This window comes from Thalassolituus sp. UBA3500 (genome assembly GCF_002377545.1).
GTDB lineage: Bacteria > Pseudomonadota > Gammaproteobacteria > Pseudomonadales > Oceanobacteraceae > Thalassolituus.
Window position 1 is genome coordinate 36,221 of sequence record NZ_DFQB01000005.1, and the last position, 16,412, is coordinate 52,632.

The following is a 16,412-nucleotide window of genomic DNA, read 5'->3' on the forward strand; positions in this document are numbered from 1 at the left end:
CGCCGTAAATACGTCCCTGTAGGCTCGGGCACAGCATCCATGCTGTGCACGGCCCTCGCCACCTGCTTTTACCAACAACTACCCGCAGCCTCGGTGGTTACCTGTGAATCTCTAGTGATAAACGTTCTACCTGATGGGATTGATTGATACTATGTCGCCACATTTTACTGGGCTGCAGATCAGCCTATTCGGGAGGTTTCGTGTCGTTCGGTCAGTTTATTGCCTTAGCATCCTTCGTACTCTCAATGGGTACGATTGCGGTGACTTATTTTGTTGGAACCTCGGCGGGTACCGCAGAACTATGTAACCCGTTTTTCGATGGCTGTACGGATATAACTCATACCGGAATGAAAGGTGACGCAGGCTTTATCTTTCGTGGGGGAATGATTGCCGCATGTGCATTTTTCGTTATCTGGTGGCAGGTTTATCGTGTTTGGCTGAGCCCGTATTCCGGGCGTGTTGCGCTGGGCTCAATGCAGTTTTTTGGTGTGTTGGCTGCGGTTGGTCTGTTGGCAGGTACGGCCGTGTTGCTGCCCGAGAAATCAGATACCCGTTGGGGGATACACGTGCGCGGTGCCAATCTGTTTTTTCAGGGGATGTTGATTGCACTTACGACCGCGTACGTTCTTACCTTTAAAGCGAGGAAAAAAGGGCTACAGGTACCGAGTTTTGCAGTGAAGACTGCAGTCATGGGCATTCTCTGGTTTATGTTTATTGCTTTCGCCGGAGTGACTGTTGGGATAGAAATGAGCCACGGTAAGCGCATCATTGAATGGTGGGCGACCCTGTTTATCGGGATTTACTTTCTGTCATCCTATTGGGACTGGAAAAGTATCCGCCTCATCAGCGAAAGTCACCCCACACATACTGGAGAACGCTGAGAGCTGTCAGCGCTGCGGTCTCGGTACGAAGTATGCGAGGCCCGAGTAGTAAACCATCAAACCCTGACTCCTGACATTGAGTCACCTCAATGTCAGAGAAACCGCCTTCGGGGCCAACCAGAAGCGCAATGCTTTGTGGAGACTGGCCGGAGGACACCTCAGATTCGAGGGGCTTCTGGTTGTGAGGGTGAAGCAGCAACTTTCTGTCGGCATCTGTGTCAGTGCTCCAGTCACTCAGCGACTTTGGTGGATGGATTACCGGAACGGTATTTCTTCCACTCTGTTCGCAGGCGGAGATGGCAACTTTCTGCCAGTGCTCGAGCTTTTTCTCCATGCGATCGCCTTTCAGGCGCACATCACAACGTTCACTCGTCAACGGCGTAATGTCAGTCACGCCTAATTCCGTTGCCTTCTGAATAGTAAAATCCATCCGGTCACCTTTTGAGATGACCTGACCCAGATGTATCTCCAGTTTCAGCGGAGCATCCTGTCGGATGACATGCGTCACTGATGCCGATGCGGATTTCTTGCTCTCGATGATGAGCTGTGCCTGATACTCAGAACCATCACCATTGAAGAGACGCAGATCGTCGCCCTCTTTCATACGTAAAACACGGACGAGGTGCGTTACTGCCTGGTCATCCAGTGCGACGGTCGTATTTTCAGTGAGTGGCTCGGGAGTATAAATTCGAGGGCCAGACATCATGCGCTCTCAACAGAGTATTAGTGAATGAAGTAAGGCGCATGATAGCAGAGGGGAGGCCTCTTTTACTGCAGTAAATGAGGCCTTTTGAAATGAAGTTCAGCAAGCCGCATCGTTCTGAGCTTCGCGCTCTGAGCGCAAGCGGCGTGATTGTAGCTGGAACAGGTGGTGAATCAGAATTTCCTGTTCTGCCTCTCTGAGACCTTCAAAATCGACTCGCACAAGATAGGGAGCATCAGGGTCTGCCGTATGCTCCACACCAACAATTGTCCCCATTAGAGTCACTGGAATATTGGACGGCTTAAGCTGCATCTGCAGTCGCAGATTGTCACTCTCACTGAGTGGTTCTGTGGAATGGAATGCCATGCCGCAGGCGCTCAGATTCACCCGCGTGCGCACTTCGGTTTGTGATAGTTCGGGTTTTGCGTCTGGCCCAACAGGGGAGTTCAGCAAGTTGACCTTCTGGTTCAGCAGTTCAAACAAGCGGGCAACCGTGGGGTTCTGTGCCTGTACCTGATGCAGCACACCAGCGATGTCGCGTTCGAGTTCTGCCAGCTCATTGATGTGATCCTGATGGCGGGCTTTCCAGCGTTGCACTTCTTCTTGTGAGATGGCTTCAAAATCCAGGATGACTTCATCATCCAGGCGGAAATAACGGCGTCTCTCTTCCACTGTTCCTATTTCCATCGTTTCTCTCCCGATCAGAATATTTCGTTGGGATTTAATTCAAAATCTTCCGGGCGGGCGGTTGCCGCGTCATCAATCTCCTGTTGCGTCGGAGTGATTTCCGGTTGATCGTCATCATCAAATTCATGTGTGCGTAAAATGACGATCTCTACCCGTCGATTGCGCGCGCGGGAAGCATCATCAATATTGGGCACTAGCGGTTTTTTGTCAGCATGGCCCACCACCTGAAACCGGTCCGAGTTCATCTCAGGAGCAATAAACAGTTCCTGCGCGAAGGCAACGGCACGGGCAGTCGATAATCCCCAGTTTGAGCGGAATGGGCCGCCTGCGAGTGGAATATCATCGGTGTGCCCCTCGACGGATATTTTGCCGGGAATATCAACGAGCACTTCCCGGATTTTGTCGATCACAGGTAAAAAACGATCCTCGATATAATCCGAACCCGAACGGAAAGCGCCTCTTTGTTGAATGCGGATAATAATTTTCTTACCTACGGTCTCAATCTCGACCTGGCCCTGTGCGATTTCGTTTTCAAGCTGAGCAGCCATTTCGACGGCCATCTCTTCGCTTTTCTTATTTTCGATATCCTCACGTGGCACGACGACTTCGCGCGTTTGCATGCCGCGGTCGCCCTGACGTTCTTCCTGCTGCGTCACCTCATCCTGGCACAGCACTTCGAGCGAGCTTTTGGTAATGTCGCTGGTTTTTTGCCGGACTTCATTAATCGGTGTCGGCTCAGGAATCGACGGGCTGAAATGCCGGGCGATCACACTGGTCCCCTTTGGCGGATCACTGGCATTAACCACCGTCTGCACACCAAAGGCATCTCGAAGTTCACCGGCCAGACGTTTGAACTTGCGTGCGTCCATTTCTGAAAATGACAGCAGGAGCACGAAAAAGCACATCAACAGCGACATCAGGTCGGCAAAGGTCATTACCCAGCCGGGTATCCCATCGGGACAGGGTGGACATTCGTCTTCTTCTTCAGCCATGACTTACTACTCGCTCGCCGCTACGCGTTTGCCTTCCTGAATGTAGGCTTGCAGCATGGATTCAATAACTCGCGGGTTCTGACCGTTCTGAATTGCCAGTAAGGCGTCAATGATCATCGACTTAAGCCGATCTTCTTCGTTTTTTCTCAGATTCAGCTTATCTGCCATGGGCAGCGACAACATGGTTGCAACCATGGCGCCGTAGAGTGTAGTCAGGAGGGCAACCGCCATTGCCGGGCCGATGGCTTTCGGGTCATCCATGTTTGCCAGCATGGCGACCAGACCAATCAGGGTGCCGATCATCCCCATGGCGGGTGCTACATCGCCAAGTGATTTGAAAATCGTAATGCCGGTATCGTGGCGCTCACTGGCGAGTTTCATTTCTTTACTGAGAAGGGTTTTCACAACGTCGGGGTCGTGACCATCCACGAGTAGCTGAATCCCTTTACTCAGAAACTCATCGCTGACCTCTTTGCCTTCCAGAGACAACAGCCCCCCCTTACGGGCAAGCCCGGCGAGCTCGACAATTTCACCAATCAGGTCTTCAGGTTTGATCAATTTGAACGCAAATGCTTTGCCCGCGACTTTTCCGGCAGCCAGAAACTGGCCCAGCTCGAATTTCATCATTACAGCAAAGAGACTTCCGACAATAACAATCAGCAGCGACGGCACGTTAACAAACATGGTGATATCGCCACCGAGAATCATGGCGAAAATTACGATACCGAACGCGCCGACAAGGCCTACTAATGACGCGAGATCCACACTCACTCCTTTCCATACTGAGGTAGCTTCTGTAACAGAGTTTAGACGCTTCCTGCAGTTCTTCCTGTGATCTGACAAAAAAAGCCTGTGTTGACCCGCTCATGCCTTGGGTTTAGTGTTCGAGCCTTACGACAGGAGTAACTATGTCTGAGAAATCCTCATCCTTTGGTTTTGAGTCGGCCTTGTCTGAACTCGAAGCTCTGGTCACCCGTATGGAAAGCGGTGAGCTGACCCTTGAAGACAGCCTGGAAGCATTCGAAAAAGGTATTGGCCTCACTCGCCAGTGCCAGCAAGCATTAACGGCAGCCGAGCAGCGAGTGCAGCTTCTTATGGAGCGCAATGGTCAGAGTGACGCCCAGCCATTCCAGGGCGGAGACGCCGGCGAATGAACCTGCAGCCTTTGCAAGCCCGCGTCGCTGAGTTGGCTGAAGCCAGACTCGCGGATCTGGGCATCGCTGATCAGCGTCTGGCTGATGCTATGCATTATGGCCTGATGAATGGTGGCAAGCGTCTGAGGCCGTATCTCGTCTACGCGACCATGGATGCGCTCAATACCGAGCAGTCACTTGCAGACTGTGCCGCCGTCGCGCTTGAAATGATCCATAGCTACAGCCTCGTCCATGATGACCTCCCAGCGATGGATGATGATGATCTGCGCCGCGGTAAGCCAACCTGTCATATAGCCTTCGATGAAGCGACTGCAATCCTTGCCGGAGACGCACTGCTCAATGGTGCCTATGAAGTGTTAGCGTCGGCGAGAGAACTATCAGAAAGGCAGCGCCTGCAGTTGGTTCAGGTGCTCGGTCGTGCTGCTGGCAGCGCAGGCATGGTGGGCGGTCAGGCGATTGATATTAATAACGTTGGTAAATCGATGGCCGTTGAACAGCTCGAACATATGCACCTGCATAAAACCGGAGCCCTGATCAGAGCGGCCGTGCAGATGGGGGCCATCTGCGCTGATAAGCACACAGATGCTTCCATTACCGAAGCCCTTGATACATACGCGATAGCCGTTGGCCTGGCCTTTCAGGTACAGGATGACATTCTTGATGTCGAAGGCGATACCGCGGTATTGGGAAAGCAGCAGGGTGCAGATGAGGCGTTGAATAAACCAACGTATCCATCATTACTTGGGCTTGAAGGCGCCCGCACGCGTGCGGAAGCCCTTGTGGATGAAGCGATTCAGGCACTCGCCAGTTTGCCCGGTGATACCTCGACACTCGAGTCGCTGGCGCGCTACATAATCGAGCGCGATCACTGACACCGCAGTGACACTACAGAGCTCACCTGTCCGTATTCGCGGGCAGGGGATTGGCGGGCAGGGGAGTTTTAACTACTCATCTTGTCTCTCAGCCGGTAGAATGCACCCCTTTAGTTTTCCGGCGCTGCCGGTGCACTTTTTCTACCGGAAGCAGTTCCTTCAGATGTTTACAGAGATTCCCAAACACAGACCAGAGACGCCACTGCTGGATCAGATTGAATCCCCAGCGGACCTGCGCGAGCTGAGCCCTGCTCAGTTACAGCCTCTGTGTCGTGAGCTGCGTGAATATCTCATTTATAGCGTTGGACAGTCGGGCGGCCATTTTGGTGCCGGTCTGGGCGTTGTTGAACTGACGGTAGCTCTGCATCACGTTTTTGATACCCCAGACGATCGCATTGTCTGGGATGTGGGTCATCAGGCCTATCCGCACAAAATTCTGACAGGCCGGCGCGAGCAGTTGCCCAAGATCCGTTCTGCCGAAGGCCCGGCTGCGTTTCCTCTGCGTACCGAAAGTGAGTACGACACCTTTGGCGTTGGTCACTCCAGTACCTCGATCAGTGCGGCTTTGGGGATGGCGCTTGGTTTCCGTCATCGTGGCCTACCGAACAAAAGCGTTGCCGTGATTGGTGACGGCGCCATGAGTGCTGGTATGGCGTTCGAGGCTCTCAATCATGCCGGTCACGAAAAAGCCGATATGCTGGTTATTCTTAACGACAATGATATGTCGATCTCGAATAACGTTGGTGCTCTGAACAAGTACTTCACCCGTATCTGGTCGAGCCAGACCTACTCTGCTATGCGTGAAGGCAGTAAGCGTGTTCTTGAGAATATTCCGGCCGCCTGGGAGTTCGCCAAGCGCACAGAAGAACACATGAAAGGCATGGTGGCACCAGGCACTCTGTTTGAAGAACTTGGCTTCAATTATTATGGCCCGGTCGATGGTCATGACCTGAACGAACTGGTGGCGACACTCGCGAGTCTCAAGAAACTCAAAGGTCCACGCTTTCTGCACATCGTGACCCAGAAGGGCAAAGGTTTTACTCCTGCGGAAGAAGAGCCGATTCGCTACCATGCGCTGAAGGCCCAGAAAGGCGGGCCAGCAAAAGCTTCGAAGCCAAGCTATTCCAATGTATTTGGCCGTTGGTTATGTGACGTTGCAGCTCAGGATGAGCGCCTGGTTGGTATTACGCCGGCGATGCGTGAAGGTTCAGACCTGATTCGTTTTTCGCAGGAATTTCCTGACCGCTACTTCGATGTCGCTATTGCTGAGCAGCACGCTGTGACGCTGGCAGCGGGTATGGCCTGTGAACAGGTAAAGCCTGTCGTCGCTATTTACTCGACCTTCCTGCAGCGCGCATATGATCAGCTGATTCATGACGTCGCGCTTCAGGACCTCGATGTACTGTTCGCCATCGACCGCGCGGGGCTGGTGGGCGAAGATGGCCCAACGCACCACGGCGCGTATGACCTCAGTTACCTTCGGTGCATTCCTAAGATGGTCATCATGACGCCATCGGATGAGAACGAATGTCGCCAGATGCTGAATACCGGTTATCTGCACGAAGGCCCGGCCGCTGTTCGCTATCCGCGAGGTTCTGGCACAGGGGCTGCCATCGATGCGCCACTTGATGTGTTGCCTCTGGGGAAAGGCGTTATTCGTCGCGAATCGCAAAGCAAGAAGGTCGCTATCCTGGCGTTTGGCGCGCCTCTATCTGCGGCGTTGAAAGTCGCTGATGTCGCTGATGCAACGGTCGCTGATATGCGCTTTGTGAAACCGATGGATGATGCCTTGGTAGCAGAGCTGGCAGAAACGCACGACCTGTTAGTGACGGTTGAAGAGAACGCCCGCATGGGGGGAGCAGGCTCTGCTGTGCTCGAGTCGCTGGCTCAGCAGGGGCTTAAGTCGACGGTTGAAGTTCTCGGTATTCCGGATACCTACATTGAGCACGATTCACCGACCCAGCAGCATATTGTTGCGGGTATTGATGAGTCCTCTATTCTCGCAGCGATCCGACGCCACCTCCCTCAAGACTGATTACAGTGATCGTAAACACGCTCTAAGTGTCTGATTAGTCACTCGTTATTTGCCCCTTACGGCGGGCGCTTCACAGCGAAGCTGCTTAACTGAATGAAGGTTCAGTTCCGGAGGGGTTCATGCCGCTGCGACGCCAGTTTACCGCTATCTCTGCACTGATAATCGTGACTTTATGTGGTTACGCATGTTCTGCATTGTTCGGCCCCTTGTCTCCGGCAGCAAGTGCAGGGCTGGTGCTCTTTTCTGCGTTAGTTATCTGGCGTGTGTCTGCCTGGTGCCGGAGACGAGCTGAGGCGCAGATCGAAATGCAGGCTCACTCAGCTGAGCGCCTCGCCACGTTAGGTGAAGCTGCCGCTGGCATTGGTCATGAAATCAACAATCCACTCGCCTACATCCACAGCAATTTGCACGGCCTGAATGAAGATATCGAGGCCTACAACGCCTTCATCAGTGTTCTTGATAGCGCCTCTGATCACCTCGAAATCCGCAACCCGTTTTATCAGAAAGCACTGGCTGCTTATCACAACCTTGATGTCGCCGAAGTCTGTAAAGGCGCTCCGGAGCGTCTGAAAGACTGTCTCGAAGGTATCGCCCACATTGAGCGTATCGTCGCTGATATGCAGACCCTCAGTCGTCGCAGTGACGCCAGCATGCAGGTTGCTGATATCAATACGGATCTGCAGGCCGTCTTCAATGTCATCCGAAGCAGACTTCCGGCGAATGTAAATCTTGAGTTGGAGCTGGTCTCCGCTCCGTTGATGCTTTGTCACCCTTCGCGCTTCGCCCAGGTGATCATGAATATGATGATCAATGCATTGCACGCAATTGATGTGGGGCCCGGTGTCGTCAGTATCCGTCAGTATCACCGCGGAGATATCTTCTATACTGAAATCTCAGATACCGGGTGCGGAATGTCCCCGGAAGTACAGGCCCGTATTTTCGAGCCATTTTTTACGACTCGTGCAGAAGGTAAAGGCACGGGCATAGGTCTGGCCTTGTGCTACAAATTAATAGAAGAGCATCAGGGGACTATTTCAGTAGATAGTCGTGTGGGTGAAGGCACCCGTTTCACTCTGGCGCTACCCGTTCGCAATGGAGAGAAAGACCATGTCAATTGAAACCACAGGCCGGGAGAAGAGTGGCCGGTTACTGCTGGTCGATGATGAGCAGGGTGTCTTGCAGGCCCTGAAACGACTGTTCTACCGCCACTACGACGTTGTGTTGGCAAATGGCGGTGAAGAAGCACTCAGCATTCTCGAAACTGATTCATTCGATATGATTATTTCGGACATGCGCATGCCTGGTATGTCCGGTGCAGAGCTGCTGAAGTCCTGCTTTGAGCAATACCCGGCGATGATTCGCGTCTTGTTGACCGGGTATTCTGATCTTGATTCAGCTATCAAGGCCGTGAATGAAGGCAACATCTATCGTTATATCTCGAAACCCTGGGACAACGACCAGCTCAGGGATATGGTTGCTGAGGCACTTGAATCCAAAGAGCTGAAGTCGGCTAATCAGCGCCTGAGCGCACACATCGTTGAGCAGAATGATGAGCTGGCGAGACTTAACCGTGAGTTGCAGGCGAAATATGAAGCCTCCTCGGATGCGGTGGGCGAAGCCGAAGCAAAGCTCCAGGATGCGTATAAAACCCTGAGGCACGAGTTTGATGCCATGGTGCATATTCTTGTCGGCAGTATGGAAGATCGCCTTGGTATGGAAAAAGGCTCTACTGAACGTTTTGCTGAGCTGGTTCGTTCGTTCGCTAAAAATTCGGGGCTTGATGAAGCTCAGATTAACGATACCTATTACGCTGCACTTCTGAAAAATCTCGGAAAAATGTCGCTGTCAGATTCCGTTCTGAATAAAGCCATTCCGCAGATGAGTAATGCCGAAAAACAGGAATACGCGCGTTTCACCATTAACGGTCAGACATCTTTGATGCTGCTTGAGCCACTGCAGAATGCTGCCAATATCATCCGCTCGCACATGGAGCTTTATAACGGTAAGGGCTTTCCTGATCGCCTTGCCGGAGATGCAATCCCTAAGCCCTCACGGATACTGCGCATAGTGTGCGATTACGCAGAGTTGCAGCGCGAGAGCAACTTCCTGGGCGAGCCTCTCAGCGAGAAAGACGCCCGAGTGTATCTTCTGAAGCTGGCCGGGCAACGCTATGACCGGGAGTTGGTGGATATCTTTGCTGAAACTCTGGAAACCTACGACGGCGGTGCGATCTCCAGCATGGAACGTCTGAATATCGCGGATGTGAAAGAAGGAATGATCCTCGCGGGCAATCTGGTCAGCCCCGGAGGTGCCGTGCTGCTCTCAACCGGGACTCAACTAACGGAGCGTCATGTCGCCAAACTACAGGCATTGATGCGTCAGTTTGAAGGGCACGAAATCTTCGTGCACGTAAGAAAGCCGCCACAGGATGAAGAGTAGCCTGAGACGGCGAACGATTATGCTTCTGGCTCGTCGTCCTGATGCGTCGAGAGGTAGTGCCCCAGCTTACTGGCTTTCGTGTTGAGATAGCCATTGTTGTGGGGGTTGCGGCCCACTTCGATGGCGACCCGCTCTTCGATGGTAACTCCGGCATCACCCAGAGCTTTCACTTTACGCGGATTGTTGGTCATCAGACGGATAGATGTGACACCAAGATGTTTCAGCATCGGTTGGCACATGCCGTAGTTTCGCATGTCAGCGCCGAAACCCAGTTGCTCGTTGGCCTCTACCGTGTCTGCGCCCTGATCTTGAAGATTATAGGCTTTCACCTTATTGAGAAGACCGATGCCACGACCTTCCTGTCGCAGGTAAAGGACAACGCCACGGCCGGCTTCCGATACCGAACGCAGAGCTTCTTCCAGTTGGTAACCGCAGTCACAACGCATGCTGAAAAGCGCATCGCCCGTCAGACATTCAGAATGGGCACGCAAGAGCACCGGCTCGCCGTCATCCAGCGTACCCATGGTCAGTGCGATGTGTTCTTTCCCTGTTTCTGCTTCCTCAAAACCATGCATGGTAAACACACCGAAAGGTGTTGGCAGCTTACATGAGGCGACGAAATTGATGTTCAAGGGGCTTACCCTCTGAGTAAAACAGGGCGCGTATTCTATCAGCAGGTGCTCTTATTGCCTAATCTCTGAGCGGAACAGGGTGTTTCTTTGCGTAACCCAGGTTGACGCCACGGTCGATGTAGCCGCTAATAGGCGTCGGGTGGCGTTTTCTTTACCTGCCTGTTATTCAGGATGAGTATGAGATTCTATATAACTACATTATTTTCCTTGTTACTTGCGGCGCCTGTGGCCGCCTGGGCTGCGGTTGACCGTACCGCAGTTGTTTCACTGTTAGAGCGGGAATGGGGCGAACTTCAGTCAGTGGTGGCGGGGGTTCTCGGGGCCTGGGCGCTACTTATTCAAGGCATGCCGAGCGGCGAAGAACTCAGCATCATTGCGCGCACAGGGCTGCCTCTATTGCTGCTGTGGCCACTGCGATCACTGTCGCGCTGGTTGGCAGCGTGGCTGACGGGCTACCTTCGTGGGCTGCACAATCAGTTGGTGTCAGGGGACATCAAACATAAAGGTCTGCGTGCGCTGACCCGCTTTGTTACCAGTATTACTCCTCTGGTGCCCTGGTTGCTCTTTCTCTGGGTGGCGTTGCTAGTGCCTGTATTCCCCTCAGCGGAGGCCGGACCGGGCGGGGCTCTGCCACTTCTCTATGTTGTGTACGTTGTTTATGTGCTGGTGAATCTGTCTTTAGAGTGGTTTCTGCTCAGCGCATGCCAGGGGGCGGGTACCTATCTGAATGGCGAGACAACCGAGCTTTTAGAGCGACGCTCTCATTCTGTGACCTCGCTTCTGTTACTGCCATGGGTGGTCATCACCTTGTCGGAGTACCTGCTGCAAAGCACGGCAGTGAGTCACTTAATTGGAGCTTTGGTCTGGCTGTTCAGCTGGTTAATGCTGAGTTACCTGCTGCACTTCTATCGCGAGCCACTGGTTACCAACCTGAAGCGTCTCACGCCAGAACGTTTTGATCCGATTATCGAGCCGCTGGCGGCCGGACGCATTACGGTGTTCTTATTGCCTTTGCTGATTCCGCTGAATCTGGTGTTATTTTTCCGCGCATTTATGGAGCAGCTGCTGGGCGAGTTTGCCTGGTATCAACGTCTTAGTGCGCGCTGGTTCCGCATGCGTAATCAATTACAAGAAGATGCCGAAGAGTCTGACGTCGCAGAATGCACCGATGAGAATTATCTGCGCTGGTTTGAGAGTTACGGTGAGGGCGATTATCCGATTATCAACACCGGGCTCAGCGATGTTTTTCAGCGGTACTACAGTGCCTGGAATGCAGATCGCGGAGACGACAACGTACTCCTGATGACGGGTGAACCCGGCATTGGTAAAAAGTCGGCGGTAAAACGCTTCTGCAAAGAAGTTGGCGCCGCGGATCAGAGCGTTCGCATTGCAATGCTAGATATTCCTGCACGGACACTAGATGCCAATACCCTGTTTAGCTTGGTTGGCGAGCAGATTGGTGTTGATCTGACGGATGGCCCGGCTGCGCTGGCGAATGCCAATGAAACACTCGAACCGACCCTATTGGTTCTGAATAACGCCGAACACCTGTTCCTTGCTGATGTCGGTGCGTTAGATGCGTGGCAGGCACTGCTCAGCCTCACCAATGCCCGCGCAGGTAATCTTTTCTGGATGATAGTGATGAATAATCAGAGCTGGGCATATCTCTGTAATGTGTTTGGTCGCGATTATCAGATGCGTAATGTCGTTCGGGTGAAGCGCTGGACTCAGGCCGAAATCCGGTCTTTGATTTTATCGCGCAACCAGCAGAGCGGTTACCGCCTTCGTTATGATGATGTTTTGATGGATACACGGGCGCCAGCAAATAATTCATTGCGCAATGCCGAACAGAGATACTTCAGTTTGCTGTGGGATGCGAGTCGGGGTGTTCCGGTGACCGCTCTGCGTCTCTGGCAAGAGTCTGTTACAACCCGCAGGAATGAAGTGACAGTGAGAGTGCCGCGAATTCCCTCCGGGAGCAGAATCGAAAAGTCTGGCTCAAACCAGTCGTTTATTCTGGCGGCCATTGTGATACACGGCACACTGAATACCGCTGAAATTATGCGGGTTACCAACCTCTCCGAAAACGTCGTACGCTTTTCACTTAAAGCAACGTTGGAGGATGAAATCGTCGAAAAAGGAGAGGATGGGCGTTATAGAATTACAGCGCTCTGGTACCACACCGTTGTCAGTATTCTTAACAGGATGAACATGTTGCATGAATGATACCAGTGGTCTTGTTGATGGCCTGCTGAGTGTTGCAGGTATTTTTAATTTCTACGCTATCTTCCTGTTATTTTCGGGTGGCGTTGCACTTTGGGCATTAGCCAAAACACTGAATAATGTCAGTAATCGCCTGATGGAAAAAATTCCGGCGCGGCGATTTTTTATTCTTCAGATTTCGACGCTACTGAGTTTCGCACTCTACATATTTGGTACGGTCGGTTTACTGATCGGAGTTTTGCAGCCGCCGAAAGAATTGATATTCGCTGCAGCAGGCTCTGTCGCTGTTGCGCTGGGTTTTGCGCTGAAAGATATCGCGGCGTCGCTGGTTGCGGGTATTTTATTGCTCTTTGATCGCCCGTTCCGGGTTGGCGACCGTGTCAGCTTTGGCGACACCTACGGTGAAATTGTCTCCATCGGGTTGCGTACTGTTCGTCTGGTCACGCTGGACGATAACCTGGTAACGATTCCTAACTCCCGCTTTATTACCGACGTCGTGTCGTCAGGTAATGCAGGCGAACTCGACATGATGGTGGTGACCGATTTTCATCTTGCGCTGGATGCTGATATCCCATGGGCACGGAAACTTCTTGAAGAAGTCGTAGTGACCAGCCGTTACGCCTACCTTAAAAAACCGGTCTCATTCGTTGTCGAAGAACTGGAGGTTGCGCATATGCTGGCCATCCGTTTGCGAGTTAAAGCGTATGTACTGGATGTCAGGTATGAAAAAGCGTTTCAGAGTGACATTGTGCTGCGTGGCACACAGCTGCTGAATGAGCATAAAATTGCACGTCCAAAAGTCTCATCAGAGAGGGCGTGATGTTGTACCTTGTTCTCATTGTTATTGTTCTGGCTATCATGTATCTGCCCGGTTTCTGGGTGAAGTCTGTGCTCAAAAAGCATAATCATGAGCGTAGTGATTTCCCGGGAAATGGCGCAGACATGGCCAGGCATCTATTGCAGAAACTGAATATCGACGACGTCAAAGTAGAGGTGACTGAGCATGGTGATCACTATGATCCACAAGATAAAGCGGTACGGCTGACGAAAGATAAATTTGAGGGACGTTCACTGACCGGCGTTGTCGTGGCAGCTCATGAGGTAGGGCACGCGATTCAGCACCACAATAATGAGAGTTTGTTTACCTTACGTGGTGGCCTCGCCCGCTTGAGCTGGATCGTCAGTAAGGCCGCCCCCGTGTTTCTGGCGGCGACGCCCTTGCTGATCTGGATTAACCCGGCGCTTTCCCGCTGGACACTGATTGCAGCGGTTGGCTCCATGCTTATTGGCGTTCTCGTTAACCTGGTGACCTTGCCGGTCGAATGGGATGCCAGTTTCGGTAAAGCACTGCCCATGCTCGAAGAGGGCCAGTATTTCAGTCAGAGTGATATGGGCTCAGCGCGCCACATCCTGACCGCCGCAGCGATGACCTACGTTGCGGCATCCCTTGCCAGCCTACTGAATCTGGGTGTGCTTGCGCGGTTGCTCAGGCGTTAAACAGGCGCTCATGGACGTTGAAGCTTTAAGGTTCGGGCGTTAGTCTTACAGGTGTCTTTTATCTATGGTGGTTTTATGCAGTTTCTTCGAAATATATTAGTGCTTTCGTTTTCACTTTTCATGGGTGTTGGTGCCTTTGCGGAAGAGCTCAAGCCCGCGGACGTTGTTCCTGTTGTGAATGGTGAGGTCTATTCACGAATCGCGCGTGTTGAAGGTGAAGAAGGCGTCACGTCATTGCAGTACATCAGGCCGAATGAAGAGTTTAAAGCATGGACCAATACGGTTATCTATGCGAACTACCGAATTGAAGACATTGGAGATGACCCACAGAAAGTGGCTGTTCGCCTTGTAGAGGGACTACAGGCTCTGAATCCCGGTGCAAAGTATCAGCTGGTGGGGGATGAGAAAGGAAAGGTCGTACTTCTGGACTTTCTCTCATGGCCACCGAATCGCCAGTATATGGAACTGAGCGTGTACCGTATTCAGAAAGATGAAGCAGGTGAAGGAGTATTTACTGTACAGATGTCAGTACGCATGCCTTTTTACACCGAGATGACCGAAGAACTAGCCACCAAACTAAAAACTCTGCGTGGCTCGTTGCTTCAACAGACCATCCAGTTTGATATGAAGAAAGTCATTTCATTGTTAAAATCTCAGCGCCCATCTGCTGATAACTGATCATGACACAGCGCCTCGTTATCATCTCTGATGAGCCAGAAGAAGACCTGACGGAGCAGCTGATTGCAGCGGCTCACGCACATGCGCTGGAGCCGGTTGTTATCGAGCCAGCGCTGTTTGATCACGTTGCGCCACCCGTATTGAATTACGGTGATCTTCTGTATCGGGTTGCTATTACGCATGAGTCTTGTGTAATCGAGCAACAGCTCGTGCATCCGGGCGTAGCAACCTGTTACCGCGAAGCGTTGGGCGCATTTCTTATCTGGGATAACCAGACACTTTTCCTTGCTCGCAATGGTATAGAAACGCCTCGTACCTTCCATGCGATGACAACAGACAGGGAAGAACTGAAGCGCAGAGTTGAGGCGTTGGGCGGTCTTCCTGTTATTTTCAAAGTACCCGGAAAATCACTGGGCGTTGGTGTTGTTCGTGTGGATAACTGGCCAACCTTCTATTCAGTCGCCGATGCACTTGAGAGCGCGCACGGTCAGTACGTTCATCTGATGGCAAGTATCGAACCAGCAGGGCACTGGCGGATGCTGGTGGTCGGTGGTGAGGTCGCTGCTGCTTATCAGAACATCCCGCAAGAGGGCGATTTCAGAACATGCGTCGACGAAGACAAAAAAGAGTGTTTTACGACACCTGCTCCTGAGTCAGCGAACCAGCTCGCCATCGATGCCTGTGAAGTCCTGGGGCTGGAATTTGGTGGGGTTGATGTGCTGGTGCATAGCTCGGGCAGGGAATACGTTCTAGAAGTTAACTTCCCTTGTTACTTTGCTCATCCGAAGCACGCAATCAACCTGGACGTTGCGGACCGCTTAGTAAGTTACCTCAAACAAAAAGGCCAGCGGCTCAAGGAGCAGCTGGCCGGTTAAGCGCGACAGATTCTTACTGCACCGCTTTGCGCTTAGATTCCTGCTGGGCCCGCTTCGCTTTTTTCTCCATCGCCGCCTCACGTTGCTGAGTCGCTTTACTGCGCTTCTCCGCGGCTTGCTTGGTCGCCTGCTTCTTGCGTTGCTCAACGACCTTCTGTTGGCCGGCTTTCTGATCCTGCTCAGAGGCCTTGCGCTTTTCGACGACTTTTCGCTGCTGCTCAGACGCTTGCTTGCGGCGTTGTTCCATCGGGCGCTTCAGCTCTGCGGCATCCGAGTCGGCTGCAGGGTTAGTTTCCAGCGAAATATCTCGATTCGCAAATACCTGTGGCGCATTCATGAGAGCGGTAGCACCGAGCGCCCCCATCATGACCTTACTCATGGCCTCACGACGATTCAGCAGCGCTGGATGTGGAGTTGATGACGGCGGAGTCACTCGCTCAGAAAGCGCATTCTGATCTGCCAGGCGATCAAGGGCTGCCCAGCATTCCTTAACAGAAATGCCAGCATCACTGGCCAGCGTCTCAATTGCGCGGCTGCCGTCTGCAAGACGCCACACGGAATAAGCCACCGGGTCGGCCTGTTTAAGAGAGTCTTGAGTGTCGCCGGTGACTACCGAAGCAACAGGAAATACTGATTGTGTCATGGGAAGTTCCTCATACCCCAGAATATGTCGTCAAAGAACATACCACTAAATGGCATCAGGATCATGACACCTGAAGAACAATCACCCGTTTGGGTGATCAG

General features: G+C 52.5%; 17 protein-coding genes. 11 read left to right on the top strand and 6 right to left on the bottom strand.

The window, feature by feature from the left end:
* Nucleotides 1-200: 200 nt before the first annotated feature.
* Nucleotides 201-881 carry a hypothetical protein gene (locus tag B2R29_RS02245; protein ID WP_301179595.1) on the top strand — a complete coding sequence of 227 codons (681 nt, stop codon included), beginning with the start codon at nt 201-203 and terminating at the stop codon, nt 879-881.
* Here B2R29_RS02245 and B2R29_RS02250 read toward each other — a convergent pair.
* The 4 genes from B2R29_RS02250 to pomA form a co-directional block, all read right to left on the bottom strand.
* Complete coding sequence (locus B2R29_RS02250) at nt 844-1,587, bottom strand: 16S rRNA (uracil(1498)-N(3))-methyltransferase (RefSeq protein ID WP_349677979.1); 744 nt, start codon at nt 1,585-1,587, stop codon at nt 844-846. The two genes, B2R29_RS02245 and B2R29_RS02250, sit on opposite strands and share 38 nt — an antisense overlap.
* 96 nt (nt 1,588-1,683) lie before the next feature.
* Nucleotides 1,684-2,271, bottom strand: a complete 588-nt coding sequence (locus tag B2R29_RS02255; protein ID WP_301179596.1) for a PilZ domain-containing protein — start codon at nt 2,269-2,271, stop codon at nt 1,684-1,686.
* 14 nt (nt 2,272-2,285) lie between these two features.
* Entirely contained in the window at nt 2,286-3,263 is a 978-nt protein-coding gene (locus tag B2R29_RS02260; RefSeq protein WP_297533104.1) for a flagellar motor protein MotB, read from the bottom strand.
* 6 nt (nt 3,264-3,269) lie between these two features.
* On the bottom strand, nt 3,270-4,028 hold the full coding sequence (gene pomA, locus B2R29_RS02265; RefSeq protein WP_301179597.1) for a flagellar motor protein PomA: 759 nt from the start codon (nt 4,026-4,028) through the stop codon (nt 3,270-3,272).
* A 143-nt stretch (nt 4,029-4,171) separates the two neighbouring features.
* On the opposite strand from pomA, the gene B2R29_RS02270 reads away from it, so the two are divergent.
* From B2R29_RS02270 to B2R29_RS02290, 5 genes are all read left to right on the top strand, one after another.
* The gene (locus tag B2R29_RS02270) at nt 4,172-4,417 is read left to right on the top strand and encodes an exodeoxyribonuclease VII small subunit (RefSeq protein ID WP_301179598.1); all 246 of its coding nucleotides are present in this window, start codon (nt 4,172-4,174) and stop codon (nt 4,415-4,417) included.
* Nucleotides 4,414-5,289, top strand: coding sequence for a (2E,6E)-farnesyl diphosphate synthase (gene ispA / locus B2R29_RS02275; RefSeq protein WP_301179599.1), 876 nt, complete (start codon nt 4,414-4,416; stop codon nt 5,287-5,289). Before B2R29_RS02270 ends, ispA begins: the two co-directional genes overlap by 4 nt.
* A 163-nt stretch (nt 5,290-5,452) precedes the next feature.
* Nucleotides 5,453-7,324 carry a 1-deoxy-D-xylulose-5-phosphate synthase gene (gene dxs / locus B2R29_RS02280; protein ID WP_301179600.1) on the top strand — a complete coding sequence of 624 codons (1,872 nt, stop codon included), beginning with the start codon at nt 5,453-5,455 and terminating at the stop codon, nt 7,322-7,324.
* A 119-nt stretch (nt 7,325-7,443) separates the two neighbouring features.
* Nucleotides 7,444-8,442 carry a sensor histidine kinase gene (locus tag B2R29_RS02285; protein ID WP_301179601.1) on the top strand — a complete coding sequence of 333 codons (999 nt, stop codon included), beginning with the start codon at nt 7,444-7,446 and terminating at the stop codon, nt 8,440-8,442.
* Nucleotides 8,432-9,763 carry an HD domain-containing phosphohydrolase gene (locus tag B2R29_RS02290; RefSeq protein ID WP_301179602.1) on the top strand — a complete coding sequence of 444 codons (1,332 nt, stop codon included), beginning with the start codon at nt 8,432-8,434 and terminating at the stop codon, nt 9,761-9,763. Before B2R29_RS02285 ends, B2R29_RS02290 begins: the two co-directional genes overlap by 11 nt.
* Before the next feature lie 17 nt (nt 9,764-9,780).
* Here the strand turns inward: B2R29_RS02290 and ribA are convergent, their stop codons facing one another.
* Complete coding sequence (gene ribA, locus B2R29_RS02295; protein ID WP_301179603.1) at nt 9,781-10,395, bottom strand: GTP cyclohydrolase II; 615 nt, start codon at nt 10,393-10,395, stop codon at nt 9,781-9,783.
* A 177-nt stretch (nt 10,396-10,572) separates the two neighbouring features.
* Between ribA and B2R29_RS02300 the strand changes: the two genes are divergently transcribed.
* From B2R29_RS02300 to B2R29_RS02320, 5 genes are all read left to right on the top strand, one after another.
* Nucleotides 10,573-12,621, top strand: a complete 2,049-nt coding sequence (locus B2R29_RS02300) for a hypothetical protein (protein WP_301179604.1) — start codon at nt 10,573-10,575, stop codon at nt 12,619-12,621.
* On the top strand, nt 12,614-13,438 hold the full coding sequence (locus tag B2R29_RS02305) for a mechanosensitive ion channel family protein (protein ID WP_287027197.1): 825 nt from the start codon (nt 12,614-12,616) through the stop codon (nt 13,436-13,438). The genes B2R29_RS02300 and B2R29_RS02305 overlap by 8 nt, the downstream gene beginning before the upstream one ends.
* Nucleotides 13,438-14,115, top strand: coding sequence for a zinc metallopeptidase (locus B2R29_RS02310; RefSeq protein ID WP_301179605.1), 678 nt, complete (start codon nt 13,438-13,440; stop codon nt 14,113-14,115). Before B2R29_RS02305 ends, B2R29_RS02310 begins: the two co-directional genes overlap by 1 nt.
* Before the next feature lie 75 nt (nt 14,116-14,190).
* Entirely contained in the window at nt 14,191-14,793 is a 603-nt protein-coding gene (locus B2R29_RS02315) for a hypothetical protein (RefSeq protein ID WP_301179606.1), read from the top strand.
* Between the two features lie 2 nt (nt 14,794-14,795).
* On the top strand, nt 14,796-15,668 hold the full coding sequence (locus tag B2R29_RS02320) for an ATP-grasp domain-containing protein (RefSeq protein ID WP_301179607.1): 873 nt from the start codon (nt 14,796-14,798) through the stop codon (nt 15,666-15,668).
* Nucleotides 15,669-15,681: 13 nt separating this feature from the next.
* On the opposite strand, the gene B2R29_RS02325 is transcribed toward B2R29_RS02320, so the two are convergent.
* The gene (locus B2R29_RS02325; protein WP_287027204.1) at nt 15,682-16,311 is read right to left on the bottom strand and encodes a hypothetical protein; all 630 of its coding nucleotides are present in this window, start codon (nt 16,309-16,311) and stop codon (nt 15,682-15,684) included.
* Between the last annotated feature and the right edge of the window lie 101 nt (nt 16,312-16,412).